The organism is Halomarina rubra (genome assembly GCF_023699475.1).
GTDB lineage: Archaea > Halobacteriota > Halobacteria > Halobacteriales > Haloarculaceae > Halomarina > Halomarina rubra.
In genome coordinates this window covers 1-18,193 of the sequence record NZ_JALXFV010000010.1, presented here as the reverse complement: position 1 = coordinate 18,193, position 18,193 = coordinate 1, and the positions used below count along the sequence as shown (strand labels likewise).

Genomic DNA, 18,193 nt, shown 5'->3' with positions numbered 1-18,193 from the left:
AATACGCCGGGGAGACAATCTCGGTGGCGGTGGTCGAACATGACCGCTAGAGAAGGACGCGAGACGGAGCGGACCTACGTCGCGGTCGACTTCAACCCAGACGAAGTGACACCGGAGGCTATCCGCAGCTACCTCCACGAGTGTACGCACCACGTCGACCACACGAACATCGTGCTCGACGAGGTACGAGAGACAGACATTGCGGACTTCCACCCGCTTGCCAAGGACAATGACGCTTAGAAAGATGCTCAGCACCGAATGGATGGTTGAACAGGCTCAGAAGTACGACCGACGCGCTCGCGAGACCAGCGGTCGGATGTCGATGGAGTGGCGAAAAGCCGCGTTCCACAGCCGGAAGAACGCGAGGGAGCTTGAGGACGATGAGTGACGTAGAAGAGACGGGGCTGTTTCGGTGGAGCCAGATGCCCGACCCGCAGAAGATGGCGATTGCGATGACGTTCGCCCTCGGTTCGCTTTCGATGCTCGTCGGGTTGAACTTCGCCCATATGGTCTACACTGGGGAAACGACCGACATGGACGGTATCCTTTGGTGTTCTGTCGGTGGCGCATTGCTACTAATCTCAGGGAGGACTTACTTCGAAGATGTCTGGTAAAGAAGAAGCAGTGACGCAGCGATAGCCGAAACTCATTATAACGAGAAAATGCGAGTCAGTAACATGAATGAAGACGACGAAAAACGCTCTGAAAGTATAGCGACCAGTGGTGCATCCGCTCCGGTGGTGGTCGACGTCCTCGACGACAGTTCCCGAAGCCTGCGGTTCATCGAAGCGGACCGCGCCATCACTCTTCGCCAGCGTGCGAGCGAGCGGGCGTGGAAACGCGGGTTCGCCATCGGCGTGGTGGCGGCCTCGACAGTGTTCGGCCTCGCGGCGGTGATTCGCCGATGAGTGAGTCAGACGGAGAGGACACGACACAGCGTTCGAATTGGGCTCTCGCGGCCGTTCCGGTCCTCGGTCTGGGACTGGCCGGCGCGATGATGTTCACCGGTTCGACCCCTGGTGCGGGCGGGCTTCAGTGTGCTTCGGAGGCCGCGTGTCAGCAGGCCGCGGTCGGGTCGAAGGAACTCACGTCGACTATCGTCACGATGGCGATTGCAGTCATCGTGTTGTCGATGCCCCTTCGAGCGGCGTTCCGGTACAAGTGGGGTACTCCGCAATGAGCCTCGCTGAGTTCCACGACGAAACGAACAACATGTTTCACTGCCTGCGGTGCGAGCGCGTGTTCGTTTCCTTCGACGTCTACTGGCACCACCGAGATGGTGCCGGGATGGACTCCGAAGGAGATCGTGTCGAGCTGGAACCCGGCGACGCATTCCCGTCGACCGCGTCGGTCGGCACGCTGGAACCGTGTGGTGGTTCGGCGTGAGTGACGCAGACGGAGAGGAACTGAAACAGCGTTACGACGGCCGAGTGTCCGTTGGGGACTGGCTTCGCTGCCCTGAGTGCGGGAACGAAGACGTCGATTCGAACCTGCACGTTGAGGGCAGACTGAACCTCCAGACGGTCGGCTGTCCCGAATGCGAAGCTGGAGGAATTGTGATCGATGACTGAATCAGAGACGGAACGAACCTACCGACAGTTCTTCCGGGAGACGCCAATGACGGCGCTGCTCGTCACAATCGCACCATTCGCGCTGTGGTTTTCGATGGAGCAGCTGCCTAACGACCCGGCACCGCCGGTCGCTGTCTGGATGTTCCTTTGCGGATTGCTCTTCATCCCAGCACTCTATGGGATCGCCGCATTCGTCTATCTGGTCGTGAAACCGGACCAGTGGGCCGACCGGGTGGGTGGTGATTGAGATGGATTCGAAGCCTATCGGAGCCGCGACGCCGTGGGTTGGAGGTGCAGTAACGAGCGGCCTTCTCATCGCACTGGGTGTGCCGATGACTTCGCCGACGTTCTGGGCGGGGACACTCGTGGCTGCTGGTGCCTATGGCTTGGTTTGCCACTTCGACGATTCGGACGATGAAGAAGACCTCACCAACTGGCCGAAAGAGGCCTGATACGTATGAATCAACTTCACCTGTATCTCGGCATCGGCTTCGGGTTGGTGTGTCTTCACGCCCTGCTGGTCGTGGCTAAACACTACCTCTGGGCAACAGAACACGAGAAAGAGGAGAACCGTTTTCACGCAATGCTGCTGCTGGCCATCTTCGGCGTGTTGGCCGCAGAGTTCTATACACGAATCGAGAGTGTGGTCCGACGTGCCTGACTGGCAAGTTGCCTCGGAATCCGTCGCAGTGAACGCAGAGCCGCCACTGATGCTGCTGTTCTGGTCAGCAGCTATCGTCGGCACAGTCGTCGTGCTGGCACTGGTGTTCTCGACGTGGTGGAACTGGCTCCCTGAAGATCGCCGTGGCGAGATGCTGTGCTCGCGCGGCTACCACGCGACTGAGAACACTGGCGAGATAGAGACGACTGGTTACGTCCGGTGGGAGACGGTTCGGTGCGACCGCTGCGGTCTCGAGGACCAAGTCACCGAGGACCACATCTCGAAACGACGCTGGGCGCTGCCAGCAGAGGTTCCTGAATGAGCGATACAGAGCAACGACGAACGGTGCAGCTCGAACGGTACGACCGAGTCATCCTGGCCGGGACGCTGCTCGGGACGGTCGCGGTCGGCGCGGCCTCGACGCTGATTCTATTCTGACTCGCGCACGCGTAGGCGCGGAATCGACTGTCGTGTTCGTGGGGATTCGCCGACATAGCCACCGCCCCGCTGTGTGCCGGTTCGACGAATCGGAGTGTCCGAGAACGTAGGCCGAAAAGGTGGAAACGCCAGACGGCGGGCGTTTGGCCATGTGGTGATTGTTCACAACACCGCCAATAGTCCGTTATGGAAGCAGAGACGTTCTAATTCCGCATGTACGTCTGCTGAGCGGCCGGTGACTTGGGTGTAAACACCATATCCGTCTCGGCGTTCGACTCGCCGCCCATGTAATCTATCTTCCCGCGTTCGCGCTGTGCGGCCTCGGGTGTTATCTCGCCCATGTAGTGCTCGGTGAACGTGTCCCAGTCGGTCCAGCCACCGAACTCCATCACGACGGTCGGTAGGACGCCGCAGTTCCAGAGCAGATGTCCGCCCCAGGACCGACGCAGATCGTGGACGTCGAGGAAGGACCAGCCCTTGTCGTTCGTCTCTGCGTGCATTGCTTCGGCAGCTCGACGGACCCAGCGGTACACCGTGGTTCCAGCCACGTCTACAACCGGTTCATCCGGGGCTTCACCGTGGCTGAGAGTCGAGACAATGTGCTCCAACTCAGTGGGGATAGGTGCCTCGCGGTATTTGTCACGCTTCGCGTAGTCTGACCACACGCGCACGAAGCCCGGCGGCCCGTGGTTGAAGTCGTTGGGCGTGACCGACGTAATCTCCGAGCGCCGGAGTCCCGCCTTCCCGCCGAGCATGAACGCGACGCGTTGCTGGGGGTCTTTCGCCGCCTCGATGAACTGCTCCAGCTCCTCGGCAGTGAGCCACACGCGTTTCCCGTCTTTCTCGTTGTAATCGTCCAATCTCACGACTGTACTCGTTACGAGAATCGAGTTCAACGAACCATTACAGTTGCGGCTATTGGTGACGCTGAGAGCAGCGGTTCGGCGAGAATCTGCACGCGAATGGGGGAATCTCATGCAGGCCGATTCAGACGTGGTGACTACCGAACAGTAACTTCCGAGACGTCGACGCCCAGCTCCGCGGCGAGTATCTCACGCGCACGCGAGGGCGTCGAAGCCATGACTTCTGTCTCCCCGACCGGCGAGTCAAGGACGTGGACCGTCATCGGTGGGTCACCCGCATCAACTCGTGGCCGTTCGGGTGGGGCTCCGCTGGCGAGTGTCGTTCGAAGTGCAGGCCGTTCTCCGCACAGAGGTCCGACAGCAGGTCAACGGGGTACCGGAACGTCCGGCCGTTGTGGTTCGCCGAGTAACTCGAATCCTCGAAGAACGTCGCGATGAACTGCCCCTGCTCGTCGAGGACGTTCGGGAGATGCTCGAACAACTCGACGGTCTGCTCACGGTCCAAGTGCGTGATAACGCTCTGGGCGAGCACGACGTCGAACGTCTCGCCGGCCAGTTCGGGCTCGCGGAATGTGAGGTCGGAGTTGTGAATCAGGTTCGGCCGCTTCTCGACGAGGCCCTCTCGACGGAGGAGATCGCGCCCGGCCCGCAGCCCTTCGGCACTGATGTCCATGCCGTGATACCGCCCAACGTCGAGGAAGTCGATGAATCGCTGGCCGCCGCGCAGTGGGCCACAGCCGACGTCGAGCATCGAATCGTCGACGGCCAGACCGGCGTCGCGGACCATCCGGAACTGCCAGTCGGCCATCAGCGACCACTGTCCTTCGTGGCCGATGGCGGGGTTGTCGGTCAGGAACGACTCGTCGACGTAGCGCTCGTAGTACGCGCGTTGACTGCCCGCTTGACGAACGCCAACGGCGTGCCTCACGCGCCCAATCAGATGTCTCAGCGCCTTCCGCGGGTTGCTGATTGCCGTCTGGATTCGTGACTGCTCGATGCTCATACATTCGAGAATGATTCAGCCACTAGAAATGTTGCGGCTAGTCCAGAACACTAACGCGCTGCTCGTTGTTCGTTCCTCATGGTTCGCGCACGCGAGGCGTGGGTGCTCCTCCCCACCGCGCTGTTCTCAGCGGCGGTGGCGTTCGTCGAGCTCGCACTTGGTGGCTTCCCGCTGACGCCAGAGTACCTCGCGGCGCGAACCAGCTACAACTGCTACCATCTTCTCGGGTCGGCGGTGATCTACACGGCTTCCCGCCAGTGGATGGCCAACCTTCGGGTCCGACTCCGGGGGTGAAGCCCCGGAAGATGCCACTCCACGACGGTTATTTTCCAGAATATGCCTCGTAGCCACACTGTAGCCACTGAACAGGGATTTCTGGGGTCGCGCTTATCTCCACTGTGCTTAGTGTGCGGGGTATGGGGAGGGGGAGGGGGACACCCCTACATCACCTCCAAATCGAACTCCTTGACTAACAGCGATTTCACTTGTTTTGACTCCGCTTCGCTCACGCCGTATTCGGCCCGAAGGAGGTCGCGGTCGATGTAGTCGCCTGACGGTATAGTTTTGATATAGTCCGAGAGAGAGTTGCTCCTGTCTATTTCCGTCACCACATCCTTCGGAGTTAACTCGTCGTCTTCCTCCTCAGCGTTCTCCTCGCGGAGTTCGTCGAGGAGTTCCTGATTGAGGTCGGTGGTGAACTCACTCTTGCGCGCTTCATAGCGCTGCGTCAAATCTGCGGAGGGGAGGTTGAACTTCATCCACTCGTATTTCACGCCGTTGATTCGGGGGAACGGACGACGCAACTCGCCGCTGAACTCGTCCTCCTCGACGTTGTAGAACTTCCCCGCACTCAGTTTGCGGATGCGGTCGATCTCTTTCATGGCGGCGTAGTTGTGGACTCGCGACCGTGCCGTCTTGTCGAGGCGGCTGAAGGCGGGCAACGTGAAGACAAGCCCGCGGTTCTGGTGTCGCCACGTTTCCATCACCTGCCCGAGCACCTGATTCGCCTTCTCGTACCAGTTGTGATTGCTCGCGCCGACACTGGCCTCCTCGAACAGGATCATCGAGCCGGGGCCATAGCTGTCGTCAACGACCAGCTCAAGCACTTCCTCCACGCTGAACGCGACTTGGTCCATCCCGAAGTCGGGGTCCAGCACTTCACAAACGCGAAGTGCGGCCATCGACTTCCCGGACCCGGTCTCGCCGCAGAACGCGGCCATCCAGTTCTGATTATGCCTGTGCATCCGGTTCCAGGCGCAGTGCTTGAGGACGACGTTCTTCTCGACAGTCTCGGGGACGTTCGCCTGTGCAGATGCCACTTAGACCACCTGCGGAGCGCCTTCCTTTTCGCCGGGCTGGGCGTCGAATGCCAGCGTGTGAGCGATGTTGTCCAGCTTGTCCAGCAGTCTCGTGGACTGCCCGACCGACAGGCAAACGGGCATCGACTCGGTCTGAACGTCCTCCCCTCCGGCAACATCGTACTCGGAGAGCTGCTCAGTCGTCGAGGCGAATCGGTAGCGGTCGCCGATGTCCGACAGCGTCACATCCTCCTCCCCGTCCTCCCAGAGCGCTTCGTCTTCCCACTGGCCTTTGACCCGTGGTTCTTCGGAGAACCGGCGCATCTGCGTCCAGTAGTTCAGGACCGCGGAATGGAACATCCGCGTCGCGAGGTCGGGGTCGACGTCCGCAACACCCTGGTGCACGCGGAGACAGACCTCGTGCCACTTGTATGCGTACTCTTGGGCGTCATGAATCAGCTTTCGCGGCCGTGAGGAGTTCTCGCCGTCGTTGTTGTGCTGGCCGCGCATGGTCACTCCGAGGGGACGAGTTTGATGTACTGTTCGTCGCCGTCGTCGACGAGGATTTCGCGGAGTTCGTCGCCCTGGAAGTTCGGGAACTGCTCGCCGTCGAGGTTCCGCGACAGGGTTACGACATGGCTATTCCCGGACTTCTGGACCTTGAACGTGCCAAAATCCCGCTCGCGTTTCAGTCGGGTCATGATACAGTCATGACTTTGTGAGAAACTTCATAAATGCGTCGGCTAACCAGATTTTTCTGCTAGGTCATGACCGAGTCATGACGTAGTCATGAACAAGTCATGTATTCCACGCTGGACTTATAGCGTTCTAGGAATGTCTTAACATCATGGCTGGCAGCCATGCCGAGATGCCGCGCGGGGGCGCGGTTGGCAACGATACTTCCGAAGAACAGTACATCCAGCGAGCGACTGCGGCGGTCAAGAACGCAGTTGCAGAAACCTACGACAACGGCTCGAAGGTTCGCGGCACGGCCTCGCGCGAGGAGGCGACGCGTACGCTCCGCACGGGGCAGATGACGAGCCGGTTCTCGATGATGATTCAGGTCGCCGTCACCCTCGCCGTTGGCGTCCTCGTCGTCGGGCAGATCTTCGACGCTCTGCCCAACTCGACCGGCCCGCTGGCGAACGCCTCCGACCAGGTCGAGTCGCTCACCGCGACGGCATTCGAGCTCGCGCCTATCGTGCTCATCGTCGTCGTCGCCGCACTCGTCCTCAACGTGATTCGGGGGATCTAAGCGGCTCCCAAGGCGGCTAACGCCGCAACCCAGCATTTCTTAGCGATCCAATGAAGCTCCAGCAAGCACTGTACGGCTTAGTCGCCATTGCAGTCGTCGTCGGCCTCGGCATTACTGCCGTGTCCGCCGGTTACAACGAGATACCCGCACAGAACGAGTCGTTTTCTGAAACGCTGACCATCGACGTCGAGAACGGCTCGACAGTCGACCAGACAGCAGAACGCTACTACGACAACGAAACCATCACGAGCGACAGTCAGAACCTCAACGAAGGCGACGACTACGAATTCGACGGTGACACAGGCAATATCGCCTGGAACAACTCTTCGCAGAAAGTCACCGACGGCGCAGAGGCGCAAATCGACTACACCGCCCGCGTGAAACCCGCGCAGGCACGCACGGTCATGGACCTCACGTCCGGGACGCTCACCGTCTCGACGTTCTCAATCCTGCCTGCTGCACTGGTCTTGCTTCTGCTCGCCGTCGCCGGGAGGTGGGCCTAATGCTCGCGATGCTCTTTCAGACGCTGCTCGTCTTCGCGTTCCTCGGGACGTGGGTGACGCTCACGCGAAAACTCGACGAGCGCCTCGCAGCGTTCCCAACGATGGTTATCTGGGCTGTCTTGTCGGTCTCTGCGTTCAACGTCCAGCAAGACGCCCAGTCGTTCCAGCAACCCGCGCTTGCGTTCCTGTGTGTCGGTGGCGCTATCCTGATGGCTATCTTCGGCCTCGCGGCCGTCCTCGGGAAGCTCCCCGACAAGAACGCGACCCGGTTCGCCAGCGAGACTCTCGGCGACGCACTGCGCGACTCTAACCCCGAGCGTGAGCGCTCACAGCGCTACAACGACCCCTCGGGGCCGTACAAATAACTCAACACGAATCAACCGATGAATCCCAACACGAACGGACACTCGACGAAGACGGCACCGACCACCCAGAAGGCAGCCAAGCCGGCCCCCTCGACTGGGTCAATGAAGATGCGCCCGCCCGCGCGGCGGAAGAACGAACTCCAGACCGCGGAGTTCCTCGAAGCCCTGACGGCGACCGGCGTCGACATGCAGACCGCGCAGGCGGTTCAGAACCTGCTCAGCCAGGACTTCCTGCTCGGGCGCGTCAAGGACGCAGACCGCGAGGAGGCGAAGTACCTCGCTCGAAACATCGTCCGGTACGTCGAATGCGACCACCCGCCGGAGGACTCGATGCTTCAGGGAACGCTCCGTCGGGCGCTCCTCGGAGACATCGACGACGGCAAGAAGGCGCTCACGCAGCGCCAGAAGACGCAGCTGGAGAGTACGCTGATGGCGTTCTTCTTCCGTTCCTCGCGCTCGGTCGACGGGTGGCAGCAGGACAAGATCGCCGACCAGGTCTCGGTGCGGAAGACTGAGGCCGGCGGGCAGAACAACGACGGCGGCCTGTTCGGAGGGCTGTTCTCATGAGTATACTCGGTTCGACGCTCCGCTTTACGTCCTCGGACGGCTACAAAGAGTTCCTTGGCCGCGTCCCGGTGTTTGCGGCACTCCTCCTCCAGCAGTTGTTGATTATCATGGCGCTTCACAACTCCATGACCGAGACAGAGGCGGCCGAGTTCATGGACGCGATGACCGTTCAAGCCGGCCCCTTCGCTATCGAGATGCTCGTGCAAGGATTTGCGTGGACGATGATGTTCTGGACTGTTTCGCCGATGCTTGCGGAAGTCTACCATATCGTTAGAGGCGGTCCCGGCGGGCAGGAGGTGAGTGCATAATGAGCCTCATCATGACCGCGACAGTGTTCTTCGCGGGCTGTCTTGTCGGGCCGATTCTGATGTTCGCTCTCGGGCCGGCACTGCCGAAGTCGCTCCGGACGGACCTCTCTGAGTTCTTCGTGAAGAGCGGCATCCGCATGGGTGGGCGCTGGATTCTCGAACTCCGGCGGAGCGGGGAGTACGACCTCCACGCCACGGAGTACGACGACGAGAAGAAGGTCGACGCGGTCGACCTCGACGACGAAGACGACGAACGTGTCTGGGAAGACCCGAAGGGCGCAATGAGCCGCCTGTTCGGCAAACCGTTCGGCATTGCGTATGAAGACTCCACGGCCGTCGTTGACCCCATTACGGCGAAGATGGGCGAGGAGTACGGCAAGAAGGTCGCCGACGGGGGTATCATCTCCCCGGACGAGGAGTTCACCATCGAGCAACTCCGCGACCGCGCCGTTGTCGGCCGGATGCAGAACGCGAACCGCCTGATTGAGTTCGTCAACCCGTTCACGACCATCCCCAGCGGTCGCCAGCTCGTCGACATCCGCGGAGCTGTCAACGTGCTCAAATCCTCCGGGACGCCTGAGACGCCGCGCCGGGCGGCCGACGACGCCCGCCGCGCCGCAGAAGCGCACAAGGCGTTTGGTTCCCTGAAACAGCAGGTTGGCCTGCTCGCCGCGTTCATGGCCGGCGCTATCGCCTGTTATATCGGCGTCTCGGCAGGGGGCGGCGGAGGCGGCGGTGGCAGTGTCTCGGTCGGCCTGATGATCGAGACGATGGCCCGTCCGATGCTTCTGGGGTGGGTCTAAATGCCCCGCGACGAGTTCTCGCAACTGTCCGGTGGCAGTGGCGGTGGAGAAACGCAGGACGACCAGCAAGAGCGCGAGCGCCGCGGGGACGACTACGGCCGGCTCGTTGAGGACGACGAAGAGTCCCAGCAGGCCCAGCAGCGGCAGGGAGACGACTACGGCCGCATCGCCGGGGGCGACTCCGACCCCGCGGCGGGCAGTGCGCCCGCAACGCCTGCGCCACCGGACGGCGCGACCAGCCCCGACCCGACAACGGGCGGGCAGTCGACCGGTGACTTCTCGACCGGCGGGCAGTCGACTGGAGGCAGCGTGACGAACCGCCAGCGCGAGGTGTTCGAGGACCAGCAGACACTCGACAACCAACTCAACGCGCAGCGCGAGGAGGCGGCCCGACAGCAGAACATTGACGCTGCGCTTCAGCAGCAGTCGGACGAGTTTATCGAGAGCGTCCAGGGCGACGAGACGCTTCGTGGTCTGCGCGGTGATGCCGCTCGCGACCTCGAAAACGAGTTCCTTGGCGATCTGCGCGAGGAGTACGGTGCGGATGCCCTAGACCGCGACGACATCCGCGTTGACTTCGACCAGGGCAGCAACACGCTGGAGGCGTCGCTACTCGCGAGCGCAAAAGAGCGCCTTGGCTTCAACCCGACCGAACTGGAAGCGCGAGAAGAGGTCGCTGCGAACTCCGACGTCGATGTGGACGAGCTGTATGCGACGCGGAACGAGGAGGGTCGGTTCGACATCGGCCTGACCGACGACGCGCAGCGCGACCGCGTTGCTGACCAACTGCTCAGCGACGAGTCGCCGTTCACACGCGAAGACATCGAGTTCTCGGAGGATGGCGGCGTGATTCAGGGCCGCATCTCGCCGGACGCCCAGCGCGACCAAGCGCGACGGGAAATTGCGGACGCAACTCCGGGGGTTGACCCCGGAGATGTGGCCTTCCGCGAGGTCGAAGAAGGCTTTGTTCCGACACTGACCGAGGATGCCCGAGAACGACTCGCCACCGAGCAGATCGGCGAGCAACTCAGCCAAGACCTCGTCGGCGAGGTGTCCGAACGGTCGGACATCTCCAGTGCCATCGGCAGCGCCGACCTCGCCGGCACGCCACAGCTCGAAGTCGGCGAGGACTTCGTCGTCGAGCAGAACGAGGACGGCCAGTTCGTCGGCGCGCTCACCGAGGACTTCCAGCAGACCCTCGCGAGTGACGAAATCGAGCGGTCGTTTGAGGAGTCGCTCGGCTATGACCTCACGCCCGGAGAGGACTTCACCGTCTCGCGTGGCGAGGGCGGCCAGTTCGTCGGCGCGCTCACCGAGAGTGCGGAGCAAGAGTTCGCCACCCGGTCCATCGAGGAGGAGTTGGAGGGCGAGATTCAGCGCGACATCTCTCGCGACGAGTTCACCGTCCAGGCGACGCGCAACGACGAGGGCGACCGCGTGTTCGAACTCACCGACGTCGACGAGCAACTCGCCGAAGACCTCGCGGCCGCACAGGACCGCGACCCGGTTGACCGTGCGCCCGGCGTCAGGACGGACCCCGACGAGGACTTTGGCGACTTCCAACTCGTCAACCCGCTGTCGGGCAACACGTTCGAACAGGAGGTCCAAGGCGCGGCGGACACCCTCAGCGACTCGTTCGACGTTGCGGCCGAAGAGGCCGCCGAACGGACGTTCATGGCCGTCCCCGCCGAGTACGGCGGTGGGGAGGACGGCATCGGGACGCGCTTCACCGAAGGCGCAATCCGCGGCGGACTGGCCGTGACGAACGTCCCGCAGCTCACCCGGACGGTCGACGAAGGCACCGAGTTCGTCGGCGCGAAGCTCGCGGCCGACGTGGAGGGGCGCAGTGAAGAGTTCAACGAGCGGACGAAAGATGCCGCAGAGGCCACTATCGACGCCCTCGCAACTGATGTGAAGTCGCGACCGGCCGAGTTCCTTGGGGAGCTAGGAGGCTCAACCGCGGCCTCGTTCGGTGTGCTGGGTGCCGCCCAGCGCTTCGGTGGCGCGACTGCGAGCCGGGCGGCCGCCGCGGCGATTCAGCCCGGGGAAGAGGCCGCGAAGCTCATTGCGAGCCAGGCGGGCATCTCTGCGCCGTCGGCTTCCGCGACATTGACGACGGCGCGAAGCGCTGGCCGGAGTGCCGCAGACAGCGTTCGAGACGCCTTCTCCGGCACGTCACGCGCGCAGGCGTCACTCGTCCCGGAAGGGCGGCAGACCATCGAAATCGACGAGGATTTCAACAGCTTCGGCGACATCGACCCTGCACAACAGGACCTCGACCAAGCACAGTTCGAGCTTCAGCGGTTCGCCGAAGCCGGCCGCGACATGCAGCGCGCCATGTTCGACGACGCGCAGCAACAGACCGACCCGTTCGGGCGCGACGAACAGTTCGTCATCGATGACCCCGCGACGGCCGACCCAGTCCAGGCCGCGTTTGAGACCGACGAGCAGTTCGCGTACCGTGGCGGCCAAGGCTCCGCTGACCCGGTCGGAGAGGACTTCTCGTTGTTCCGCGACCTGACCGAAGCGGACGACTCCCTAGACTTGGACGCAGACATTGACAGTTCGTTCGACGTCGACGCCGAGTTCGATGCCGCACGCGCGCAGAGCGACCTCCTCGATGCCGAACTAACCGAACCACTGCTCCGAACTGAGGCGGAGACGACAACCGAGATTGACGAGTTACTCGGCGTCGCCCGCCGTTCGGAGGTGCTGGGCGAAGAGACCACGGCGCTGGACCAGGAACTGGCGCAGGAACTCGACAGCCGCCAAGAGATCGACAGCCTCCTCGACGGCACCAGTGAGAGCGTCCGCGAACAGGAGTTCGAGGGAGTGCTCGAACGCGAGCAGGAAGCCGTCCAAGAGTTCGAGCAGGAACTCGAAACGCGGCAGGAGACGCGACAGGAGACGCGACAAGAGCTGTTCCAAGAGACCGCGCAGGAAATCGAAGCGCGGAACGAGGTACTTCGCGAGTTCGAGCGCGAATCACGTCGCGAGCGGCGGCGTGACTTCGACCTTGAGTTCGGCGGCGAGGACCGAACGGAGGACTTGTTCGCGGTTGACGACGGCGCGTTCGACCGTGCGTTCGTCAACCCCATCGCCGACCCCGACGAGTTGCTCGATGACGCAGTCGGCTCCGACTTCGGCATCGGCGGCGGCGATGCACGCGAAGGACTGGACGGCCTGTTCGGCGACGCCGGGAGTACGCGCGCGCAGCGTGACGGCCTCGACGATCTGGAGGACATCCTCTAATGGGGCTCGCTTACCGCATCGTCGTGTTCGTGGCCGCGCTCGCAGCGTTCTCGCTCATGTGGGGCCTGCTCGATGGCGCAGTCGCCGACATGTTCGCGCTCTCAACCAACACCACGACAACGCAGAACGCCGCAGAGGGGAGAGAGTACGCCACGCAGATGTGGACGTTCGCGCCCTTCTTCGCCATCGTTGCAGGCGCGCTCGGCCTTGTCGCTGGCTCAATCTTCGACTCGCGAGGGGGGCGATGATTCGAGCGATGGTCGTCATGGTCGTTGTGCTCGTCACGCTCGCGGCGTTCTTCGCGGGCGTCGCGCCGGTCCTCGAAGAGATCGGCGACGTGGCCTCGAACGACCCCACGGTCCAGAGCGACGACACGCCGGTCAACCCCGGCATCGTCGACCGGACGATGAGCATCGCGCTGGTCTGGGGGCCGCTTGGCTTCGGCTTCGCCGGCATCCTGTTCGTGTTCGTCTATGCAATCAAGTTCGAACGGTTCATCTCGGGGGCGCGCTGATGCCGGAGAACAAGTATCTCCGCGGACGCGGCCCGGACGAATTGCAGCTCGAAGACTGCCTTGACGACGATGCGCGAGAGAAGCTTCGGGAGCTGACCCGCGGAGGGACCAATGCAGATTGAGTATGGCAAACTCGCGGTGGCGGCGCTGCTTTTGCTGTCCGTTCTCAGTGTCGCAGCAGTCCAAACCTCTGCACAGTCACAGACGGCCGTAACGTTCGATTCGTTCGAAGACGGCGACCTCGCAGAGTGGACCGGTGATACGCAGAACTTCAGCGTCGAGACCGGCACCAGCCCGGCAGCGACCGACGGCAATTCGAAATTGTACGTCCCGGGGCAGACCGCCAGCATTAGCCGTGACATCCCCGCAGACTCCTATGGCGAACTCGCATTCGCCAGCAAGCCAGAGAATGCGGGCGCTGACATTCGAATCAACTGGAAGCAAGACGGTACGAACGTCATCCGCCTCCGGACCGAGGACTCGACGGTCGTCAAATACTGGGACGGCTCCAGTTGGCAAGGTGCCGACGTGTATGACACGGGATGGCAGCGAATCGTCATCACTAAAATCGACTACGAAGCCGGGACCTTCGGGCTTCAGATGCTCGACGCCAGCGGGAATGTTATCGACAGCTCAAGCGGCAACGAGTTCGCGAACCCCGGCACTAGCTTCGACGAGGTTCAGGTTGAGTCGGCCGGATACAACGATGGATATGCCGACAACTTCCGTGGCGACACAGCACGGGATCTGTTCGTCTACGACGAGAACACCGCGGAAACGGTGACTGGCGCGAACATCACCGCGCGGTTCTATGGCGAGGATACCATCGTTGAGCGCAGCGACGACAACGGCGACGGCGTGATTAGCATGAGCGGCATCCCCCCCGAACAGTCACTCGTCGTCGACGTCAACGCCGACGGGTACGAGTCGCGCCGCGTAATCATCGACTCGCTCATAGAGCAACAGAGCGTTTACCTCCTGAACGAAAGTGAGAGTTCTGTCGAAAACGAGTTCGTACTATCCGACAACACCGGCAGGTTCAGCACCGAAAACACACAGTTGTACATCAAGGCCGGCATCGACTCGAACGACGATGGAACCTTGGAGTACAAAACCATCGCTGGGGACTACTTCGGCGCTGGCGGGCGCTTCCCCGCCACGTTGGAGCAGGGAGAGCGATACCGATTGTTGATTCGCAACGACCGGGGCGACGAGCGCGTGCTCGGGTCGTACACGGCGAACTCGCCGGGAGTCGTCGAGTTGACCGTCGGGAGCCTTCAGTTCTTCTTCGGCGAAGACACCGAGAACGCGACGTACAGCGTCAACGCGAACATCACCGGGTCGGATGAAATCAAGTTCAACTACTCCGACCCCAGCGGCGCGACCTCGGAGCTGGACGTGACAATCCACGAGCGAACGAACGAGAGCAATGTACTGTTCACCGATACAGCAAACGACCTCGGACAGTACGGCGCGACCGTCGACATCCCCCAGAACTCGACTGCGTCATGGGTCGTCGACTACGAAGTAACGCGCAACGGCGAGACCTACCGCGGCTCGATACCACTCGGGACGGGGAAGTACATCCCCGGCGTGCCGCTCGACGACCACTGGAAAAACGTGTTCAGCGTTGCTGCGCTGCTGGTCATGGGCGGGCTGTTCTCACGGACGAACGTCGCCGCAGGGGCGATTACCATCCCTGCCGCAGCTGGAGTGCTGTGGTTCGCCGACTGGCTCCCCGGCGAGATTAGTGCGCTGTTCATTCTCGTCGCACTCGGCTACGGCGTGATGACCGCCTTCAGCGAAAGCGAGCCAATAGGTGCGTAATCCATGCGTTCAACCAACATCATGGTCTTCCTCGTGATGCTCAACGCCGCTGCCGGCCTCGTCACCGCGACGGGCATCGGCCCTGCTATCGGGGCAAACCCGACAGTGGGCGGCGACCAGCAGATCGACCAGGCCGAAGACGAAGCCCGAAGCATCGCCTCCGACCGCAGCGCGCTCGACAACTTCGTCAATGGGGTGATTAGCGCCGCGACGACACTGGTGACGATCTTCGGGATTGTGATAGCCGCACCACTGATGTTCTCTAATCTAGGAGTTCCAGCCGTGCTTGTCACATTCCTGTTCGCACCGCTGTACCTGTTCGTCGGGTTAGACATCCTCCAGGTCATCTCGGGGAGGATTCTCTCATGATGCAGGAGTACGCCGACCAGTGGCAAGCCGGCGAGTTCTGGGATGCCCTGCTCGGGCCGTTCGTTGACACGCTGGGACTGCCGATGTTTGCCCTGCTGTTCTTCGGCCCGCTGGGCTTCGCGTACTACAACTACGGCGGGTCCGCGCGAATCACGATGGTGCTGCTGATGATTTGCGGCGGACTGACCATCGCACTGGCACCGCCAGCAGTCGCCCGCTTCGCCGTCATCGGCCTCGTGCTCGCGCTGGCGGCAGTGGGCTATATCATCTACACCCGCGCGGTGGCGGGCAGATGAGCCTGCTGGTGGCGACCGTGCTCGGTGCGTTGGCTATCGTCCTCGCCGCGCCCGCCCACGAGTTGACACACGTCGCGGCCGCAGCGCCGTTCGCCCGGTCAACGCGGGTTGACTGGAGGCGACTCGACGCGTACGCTGAGTTGGATGCCGAGACGTCCAGACTCGTCGACCGCTGGATCGGCCTCGCGCCGGTCATCGTCGGGTTGACCGTCGGACTGATTGCGCTTGCTGTCGGGGCGGCACCACCGCTGTCACTGGAGAACTCGCTACTGTTCGTCGCGTGGGGCGTCTACACTATCGGCGGCGACGTGAGTGACTACAGGCCCAGCTATGGCGAAGCAGAGAAGACGGCGCGAAGCAAGCCGTTCGAAGGCTACTACAAGTTTTTCTTTGGCTTTCTCGCGATGCCGGCTGCGTGGTCCGTCGCGCAGCTCAACGGCTACGCTGGGTTCGGGTTGATGGTTGTCGCAATCGGTGTGACGTCGATGGGGCTACTAGAAGCCGAAGAGTAGGCTCAGATGAGATTCAACGCCGAGTAAGCTGCTTCTTCGGCCAAGATTAGAGGCAAGCTGACTTCATAGCGGTACTCGGGGAAGAACTCGAAGACTGCCATGTAGGCCAGAAGGTAGCCGGAAATCGCGAGAAAAGAGTACCACTCCAACTTGTCCCAAGCGCGGAACACCCACGGAGTGCGCTGTCTCGTTGCCATATTACTCCTTATTCAACGCGGCAAGTAAGTGTTGCGACGCCAGACAATCATGACTTCGTCATGATTTGCGGGAAGAACATATAAAGCCCTAGAAAGGTCTTGTAACCATGGTTGTAACGACTACTCAATATCCACACGAGCGCGTGAACGCGCGCAGACAGTAGGCCGTGGAGAGCGAAGGGTTCGCCACCGGCCTGGTCCGAGGCGCGGTCATTCTTGCTGTGGGGCTGTTCATCGTCAGTGCAGTCGTTGGAGTCCCACAAGCGGAGTCCGGCACGTTCAGCGGCACGTACAGTGTCGAGGACGGGTCGGCTAGCGTCAAGAGTGGGTCGTACCTTCAGGGCGGCGCTGAACTCAGCGACGTTACCGTCAAGGATACGACCGGCTACGCACTCCAGCTCAATGGCGGCGCTGACTCGTTCTCTGGACCTGCTCCCGAACTCCAGAGCAACCAGACGACTTGCACGTGGCTATCAATCAACGGTTCGGCGAGCGTGAACCGCACTGCGTTCTTCATCGACGAGTCCAGTTACATCGGTCTTCAGAACGGCCAGTGGACCGGCTGGACGTACGATGACGGAACGCGGAAGTCTGCACTCGTCCAGCAGAACGCAACCGCCACTGGCGGGCTAACGCACGTCTGTCTCACGCAGAGCGGTGACGACGTGACGCTCTCGGTCAACGGCAGCGACACAACAGAGACCGCGACGCTGGGCGGCCCAGCTCCGAACTTCTCGACGTCGAACTGGGACGGCACGTTCGAGGAGACCCGCGTGTGGGCGGACACTGCGCTGAACAGCTCGGAGCGGGCAACGCTCCGGAACGACCCTGTCAAGCCGCTCGACACGCCGGCAGACCTCCGCATCATGTACGATGCAGGCGAGGGCGACACGCTCCAGTTCTACGGCTACGGAACTGGCACGATCACTGGCGGGACGTGGGTCGACGGCTTCGCAGCGACCACGCTCGACGCCGGCACTGACTTCGCGACTCGTGGCGGCGACATCATCCTCTCAGAGACCTACGACGGCGCAGCGGCGATTGTCGCCAGCGGCTCGTATGAGAGTGGCGGGATGCTCGGCGAGTTCGGTGGGGACCTTGGACTCGCGTTCCAGATCGCGCCGCTCGCCTTGCTGGTGACGGTGGCAGGTGCGGCACTGACCGTTATCCGACGACTGTGACAATGAGTTATGACATCCGACAACACGAACACCGACGGAACCGACTCGACGCTGCTGCGGCGTCGCACCATCCTGAAGGCGCTCGGCGGAACCGCCGCCGCGGCGACCGCGCTCACCAGCGCAGCGACTGGAGACGGCGAGCAGAGCCTCTCGGGGGGAGCGATGCTTAATCAGCCCTTCAAAGTTGCTGACGGCGTCTGGCTTGGGCCAGACTCGGCGAAGGACACCGTCTCGAAGGCTGACGGCAACCTCTACATGGCGACGGACACGAGCGTCGATTATTACGCCGAGAACGACAGCTGGAACAGTCGGGAGGTCGGGTCTAACGCCCAACCGGTTCCAGCGGTACACACAGAGCGACTGTCGGTCGGACCGGGGCACGAACACGTTAAACCGTCCGAAGGCACTGA

Annotated in this window: 31 protein-coding genes and 1 pseudogene; 26 read left to right on the top strand and 6 right to left on the bottom strand. The window is 62.1% G+C overall.

Features of this window, described 5'->3' with window-relative positions; genetic code table 11:
• The 10 genes from M1L36_RS20640 to M1L36_RS20595 all read left to right on the top strand — a co-directional run.
• The coding region (locus tag M1L36_RS20640; protein WP_250875645.1) for a hypothetical protein at positions 1–240 on the top strand (240 nt) is incomplete at its 5' end.
• Between the two features lie 4 nt (positions 241–244).
• Entirely contained in the window at positions 245–388 is a 144-nt protein-coding gene (locus M1L36_RS20635; protein WP_250875644.1) for a hypothetical protein, read from the top strand.
• On the top strand, positions 381–614 hold the full coding sequence (locus M1L36_RS20630; RefSeq protein ID WP_250875643.1) for a hypothetical protein: 234 nt from the start codon (positions 381–383) through the stop codon (positions 612–614). The genes M1L36_RS20635 and M1L36_RS20630 overlap by 8 nt, the downstream gene beginning before the upstream one ends.
• Before the next feature lie 123 nt (positions 615–737).
• Positions 738–908 carry a hypothetical protein gene (locus M1L36_RS20625; RefSeq protein ID WP_250875642.1) on the top strand — a complete coding sequence of 57 codons (171 nt, stop codon included), beginning with the start codon at positions 738–740 and terminating at the stop codon, positions 906–908.
• Complete coding sequence (locus M1L36_RS20620; RefSeq protein WP_250875641.1) at positions 905–1,180, top strand: hypothetical protein; 276 nt, start codon at positions 905–907, stop codon at positions 1,178–1,180. Before M1L36_RS20625 ends, M1L36_RS20620 begins: the two co-directional genes overlap by 4 nt.
• Positions 1,177–1,386, top strand: a complete 210-nt coding sequence (locus M1L36_RS20615; protein ID WP_250875640.1) for a hypothetical protein — start codon at positions 1,177–1,179, stop codon at positions 1,384–1,386. The genes M1L36_RS20620 and M1L36_RS20615 overlap by 4 nt, the downstream gene beginning before the upstream one ends.
• Positions 1,383–1,571: a hypothetical protein gene (locus M1L36_RS20610; RefSeq protein ID WP_250875639.1), complete on the top strand. Its 189-nt coding sequence runs from the start codon at positions 1,383–1,385 to the stop codon at positions 1,569–1,571. The genes M1L36_RS20615 and M1L36_RS20610 overlap by 4 nt, the downstream gene beginning before the upstream one ends.
• The gene (locus M1L36_RS20605; RefSeq protein ID WP_250875638.1) at positions 1,564–1,818 is read left to right on the top strand and encodes a hypothetical protein; all 255 of its coding nucleotides are present in this window, start codon (positions 1,564–1,566) and stop codon (positions 1,816–1,818) included. The genes M1L36_RS20610 and M1L36_RS20605 overlap by 8 nt, the downstream gene beginning before the upstream one ends.
• 210 nt (positions 1,819–2,028) lie before the next feature.
• Positions 2,029–2,232, top strand: a complete 204-nt coding sequence (locus M1L36_RS20600; RefSeq protein WP_250875637.1) for a hypothetical protein — start codon at positions 2,029–2,031, stop codon at positions 2,230–2,232.
• A complete protein-coding gene (locus tag M1L36_RS20595; RefSeq protein ID WP_250875636.1) occupies positions 2,225–2,554 on the top strand; it encodes a hypothetical protein in 330 nt (109 codons plus the stop codon). Before M1L36_RS20600 ends, M1L36_RS20595 begins: the two co-directional genes overlap by 8 nt.
• A 319-nt stretch (positions 2,555–2,873) precedes the next feature.
• Here M1L36_RS20595 and M1L36_RS20590 read toward each other — a convergent pair whose 3' ends face one another.
• Positions 2,874–3,536: a tyrosine-type recombinase/integrase gene (locus tag M1L36_RS20590; protein ID WP_250875646.1), complete on the bottom strand. Its 663-nt coding sequence runs from the start codon at positions 3,534–3,536 to the stop codon at positions 2,874–2,876.
• 256 nt (positions 3,537–3,792) lie between these two features.
• A complete protein-coding gene (locus tag M1L36_RS20585) occupies positions 3,793–4,536 on the bottom strand; it encodes a class I SAM-dependent methyltransferase (protein WP_250875635.1) in 744 nt (247 codons plus the stop codon).
• Positions 4,537–4,614: 78 nt separating this feature from the next.
• Between M1L36_RS20585 and M1L36_RS20580 the strand changes: the two genes are divergently transcribed.
• Positions 4,615–4,830, top strand: a complete 216-nt coding sequence (locus tag M1L36_RS20580) for a hypothetical protein (protein ID WP_250875634.1) — start codon at positions 4,615–4,617, stop codon at positions 4,828–4,830.
• A 146-nt stretch (positions 4,831–4,976) separates the two neighbouring features.
• Here the strand turns inward: M1L36_RS20580 and M1L36_RS20575 are convergent, their stop codons facing one another.
• From M1L36_RS20575 to M1L36_RS20565, 3 genes are read right to left on the bottom strand one after another with little or no spacing between them, the layout of a single operon-like run.
• Positions 4,977–5,855, bottom strand: coding sequence for a hypothetical protein (locus tag M1L36_RS20575; protein ID WP_250875633.1), 879 nt, complete (start codon positions 5,853–5,855; stop codon positions 4,977–4,979).
• A complete protein-coding gene (locus M1L36_RS20570; protein ID WP_250875632.1) occupies positions 5,856–6,344 on the bottom strand; it encodes a hypothetical protein in 489 nt (162 codons plus the stop codon). It lies immediately after the preceding gene.
• 2 nt (positions 6,345–6,346) lie between these two features.
• Complete coding sequence (locus M1L36_RS20565; protein ID WP_250875631.1) at positions 6,347–6,535, bottom strand: hypothetical protein; 189 nt, start codon at positions 6,533–6,535, stop codon at positions 6,347–6,349.
• Between the two features lie 146 nt (positions 6,536–6,681).
• On the opposite strand from M1L36_RS20565, the gene M1L36_RS20560 reads away from it, so the two are divergent.
• The 13 genes from M1L36_RS20560 to M1L36_RS20500 all read left to right on the top strand — a co-directional run bounded on the left by M1L36_RS20560 (position 6,682) and on the right by M1L36_RS20500 (position 16,405).
• Positions 6,682–7,089 (top strand): hypothetical protein, encoded by a 408-nt coding sequence (locus M1L36_RS20560; RefSeq protein WP_250875630.1) that lies wholly within the window; start codon positions 6,682–6,684, stop codon positions 7,087–7,089.
• Positions 7,090–7,139: 50 nt separating this feature from the next.
• A complete protein-coding gene (locus tag M1L36_RS20555; RefSeq protein ID WP_250875629.1) occupies positions 7,140–7,592 on the top strand; it encodes a hypothetical protein in 453 nt (150 codons plus the stop codon).
• Positions 7,592–7,957 (top strand): hypothetical protein, encoded by a 366-nt coding sequence (locus M1L36_RS20550; RefSeq protein ID WP_250875628.1) that lies wholly within the window; start codon positions 7,592–7,594, stop codon positions 7,955–7,957. Before M1L36_RS20555 ends, M1L36_RS20550 begins: the two co-directional genes overlap by 1 nt.
• A gap of 18 nt (positions 7,958–7,975) precedes the next feature.
• Positions 7,976–8,524, top strand: coding sequence for a hypothetical protein (locus M1L36_RS20545; protein ID WP_250875627.1), 549 nt, complete (start codon positions 7,976–7,978; stop codon positions 8,522–8,524).
• On the top strand, positions 8,521–8,832 hold the full coding sequence (locus M1L36_RS20540) for a hypothetical protein (RefSeq protein WP_250875626.1): 312 nt from the start codon (positions 8,521–8,523) through the stop codon (positions 8,830–8,832). Before M1L36_RS20545 ends, M1L36_RS20540 begins: the two co-directional genes overlap by 4 nt.
• Positions 8,832–9,635: a hypothetical protein gene (locus M1L36_RS20535; protein WP_250875625.1), complete on the top strand. Its 804-nt coding sequence runs from the start codon at positions 8,832–8,834 to the stop codon at positions 9,633–9,635. Before M1L36_RS20540 ends, M1L36_RS20535 begins: the two co-directional genes overlap by 1 nt.
• Entirely contained in the window at positions 9,636–12,887 is a 3,252-nt protein-coding gene (locus M1L36_RS20530) for a hypothetical protein (protein WP_250875624.1), read from the top strand.
• Positions 12,887–13,135 carry a hypothetical protein gene (locus tag M1L36_RS20525; protein WP_250875623.1) on the top strand — a complete coding sequence of 83 codons (249 nt, stop codon included), beginning with the start codon at positions 12,887–12,889 and terminating at the stop codon, positions 13,133–13,135. Before M1L36_RS20530 ends, M1L36_RS20525 begins: the two co-directional genes overlap by 1 nt.
• Complete coding sequence (locus M1L36_RS20520) at positions 13,132–13,401, top strand: hypothetical protein (protein ID WP_250875622.1); 270 nt, start codon at positions 13,132–13,134, stop codon at positions 13,399–13,401. The genes M1L36_RS20525 and M1L36_RS20520 overlap by 4 nt, the downstream gene beginning before the upstream one ends.
• A 111-nt stretch (positions 13,402–13,512) precedes the next feature.
• Positions 13,513–15,228 carry a hypothetical protein gene (locus M1L36_RS20515; protein WP_250875621.1) on the top strand — a complete coding sequence of 572 codons (1,716 nt, stop codon included), beginning with the start codon at positions 13,513–13,515 and terminating at the stop codon, positions 15,226–15,228.
• 3 nt (positions 15,229–15,231) lie between these two features.
• Positions 15,232–15,597, top strand: coding sequence for a hypothetical protein (locus M1L36_RS20510; protein WP_250875620.1), 366 nt, complete (start codon positions 15,232–15,234; stop codon positions 15,595–15,597).
• A complete protein-coding gene (locus tag M1L36_RS20505; protein ID WP_250875619.1) occupies positions 15,594–15,893 on the top strand; it encodes a hypothetical protein in 300 nt (99 codons plus the stop codon). The genes M1L36_RS20510 and M1L36_RS20505 overlap by 4 nt, the downstream gene beginning before the upstream one ends.
• Positions 15,890–16,405: a hypothetical protein gene (locus tag M1L36_RS20500; protein WP_250875618.1), complete on the top strand. Its 516-nt coding sequence runs from the start codon at positions 15,890–15,892 to the stop codon at positions 16,403–16,405. Before M1L36_RS20505 ends, M1L36_RS20500 begins: the two co-directional genes overlap by 4 nt.
• A 2-nt stretch (positions 16,406–16,407) precedes the next feature.
• On the opposite strand, the gene M1L36_RS20495 is transcribed toward M1L36_RS20500, so the two are convergent.
• The gene (locus M1L36_RS20495) at positions 16,408–16,602 is read right to left on the bottom strand and encodes a hypothetical protein (protein WP_250875617.1); all 195 of its coding nucleotides are present in this window, start codon (positions 16,600–16,602) and stop codon (positions 16,408–16,410) included.
• Between the two features lie 167 nt (positions 16,603–16,769).
• Between M1L36_RS20495 and M1L36_RS20490 the strand changes: the two genes are divergently transcribed.
• Both M1L36_RS20490 and M1L36_RS20485 read left to right on the top strand, forming a co-directional pair.
• A complete protein-coding gene (locus M1L36_RS20490; protein WP_250875616.1) occupies positions 16,770–17,783 on the top strand; it encodes a LamG-like jellyroll fold domain-containing protein in 1,014 nt (337 codons plus the stop codon).
• A gap of 9 nt (positions 17,784–17,792) precedes the next feature.
• Positions 17,793–18,193: pseudogene (locus tag M1L36_RS20485) on the top strand (hypothetical protein); the annotation flags it as partial.

Excerpts from the sequence above, each read along its gene's own strand:
- M1L36_RS20535 (WP_250875625.1), top strand. The coding sequence starts at position 8,832 with ATGAGCCTCATCATGACCGCGACAGTGTTCTTCGCGGGCTGTCTTGTC.
- M1L36_RS20635 (WP_250875644.1), top strand. The coding sequence starts at position 245 with ATGCTCAGCACCGAATGGATGGTTGAACAGGCTCAGAAGTACGACCGA.
- M1L36_RS20600 (WP_250875637.1), top strand. The coding sequence starts at position 2,029 with ATGAATCAACTTCACCTGTATCTCGGCATCGGCTTCGGGTTGGTGTGT.
- M1L36_RS20630 (WP_250875643.1), top strand. The coding sequence starts at position 381 with ATGAGTGACGTAGAAGAGACGGGGCTGTTTCGGTGGAGCCAGATGCCC.
- M1L36_RS20605 (WP_250875638.1), top strand. The coding sequence starts at position 1,564 with ATGACTGAATCAGAGACGGAACGAACCTACCGACAGTTCTTCCGGGAG.
- M1L36_RS20615 (WP_250875640.1), top strand. The coding sequence starts at position 1,177 with ATGAGCCTCGCTGAGTTCCACGACGAAACGAACAACATGTTTCACTGC.
- M1L36_RS20565 (WP_250875631.1), bottom strand. The coding sequence starts at position 6,535 with ATGACCCGACTGAAACGCGAGCGGGATTTTGGCACGTTCAAGGTCCAG.
- M1L36_RS20585 (WP_250875635.1), bottom strand. The coding sequence starts at position 4,536 with ATGAGCATCGAGCAGTCACGAATCCAGACGGCAATCAGCAACCCGCGG.
- M1L36_RS20540 (WP_250875626.1), top strand. The coding sequence starts at position 8,521 with ATGAGTATACTCGGTTCGACGCTCCGCTTTACGTCCTCGGACGGCTAC.
- M1L36_RS20525 (WP_250875623.1), top strand. The coding sequence starts at position 12,887 with ATGGGGCTCGCTTACCGCATCGTCGTGTTCGTGGCCGCGCTCGCAGCG.
- M1L36_RS20495 (WP_250875617.1), bottom strand. The coding sequence starts at position 16,602 with ATGGCAACGAGACAGCGCACTCCGTGGGTGTTCCGCGCTTGGGACAAG.
- M1L36_RS20520 (WP_250875622.1), top strand. The coding sequence starts at position 13,132 with ATGATTCGAGCGATGGTCGTCATGGTCGTTGTGCTCGTCACGCTCGCG.
- M1L36_RS20545 (WP_250875627.1), top strand. The coding sequence starts at position 7,976 with ATGAATCCCAACACGAACGGACACTCGACGAAGACGGCACCGACCACC.
- M1L36_RS20530 (WP_250875624.1), top strand. The coding sequence starts at position 9,636 with ATGCCCCGCGACGAGTTCTCGCAACTGTCCGGTGGCAGTGGCGGTGGA.
- M1L36_RS20570 (WP_250875632.1), bottom strand. The coding sequence starts at position 6,344 with ATGCGCGGCCAGCACAACAACGACGGCGAGAACTCCTCACGGCCGCGA.
- M1L36_RS20620 (WP_250875641.1), top strand. The coding sequence starts at position 905 with ATGAGTGAGTCAGACGGAGAGGACACGACACAGCGTTCGAATTGGGCT.
- M1L36_RS20505 (WP_250875619.1), top strand. The coding sequence starts at position 15,594 with ATGATGCAGGAGTACGCCGACCAGTGGCAAGCCGGCGAGTTCTGGGAT.
- M1L36_RS20515 (WP_250875621.1), top strand. The coding sequence starts at position 13,513 with ATGCAGATTGAGTATGGCAAACTCGCGGTGGCGGCGCTGCTTTTGCTG.
- M1L36_RS20550 (WP_250875628.1), top strand. The coding sequence starts at position 7,592 with ATGCTCGCGATGCTCTTTCAGACGCTGCTCGTCTTCGCGTTCCTCGGG.
- M1L36_RS20510 (WP_250875620.1), top strand. The coding sequence starts at position 15,232 with ATGCGTTCAACCAACATCATGGTCTTCCTCGTGATGCTCAACGCCGCT.
- M1L36_RS20555 (WP_250875629.1), top strand. The coding sequence starts at position 7,140 with ATGAAGCTCCAGCAAGCACTGTACGGCTTAGTCGCCATTGCAGTCGTC.
- M1L36_RS20580 (WP_250875634.1), top strand. The coding sequence starts at position 4,615 with ATGGTTCGCGCACGCGAGGCGTGGGTGCTCCTCCCCACCGCGCTGTTC.
- M1L36_RS20560 (WP_250875630.1), top strand. The coding sequence starts at position 6,682 with ATGGCTGGCAGCCATGCCGAGATGCCGCGCGGGGGCGCGGTTGGCAAC.
- M1L36_RS20500 (WP_250875618.1), top strand. The coding sequence starts at position 15,890 with ATGAGCCTGCTGGTGGCGACCGTGCTCGGTGCGTTGGCTATCGTCCTC.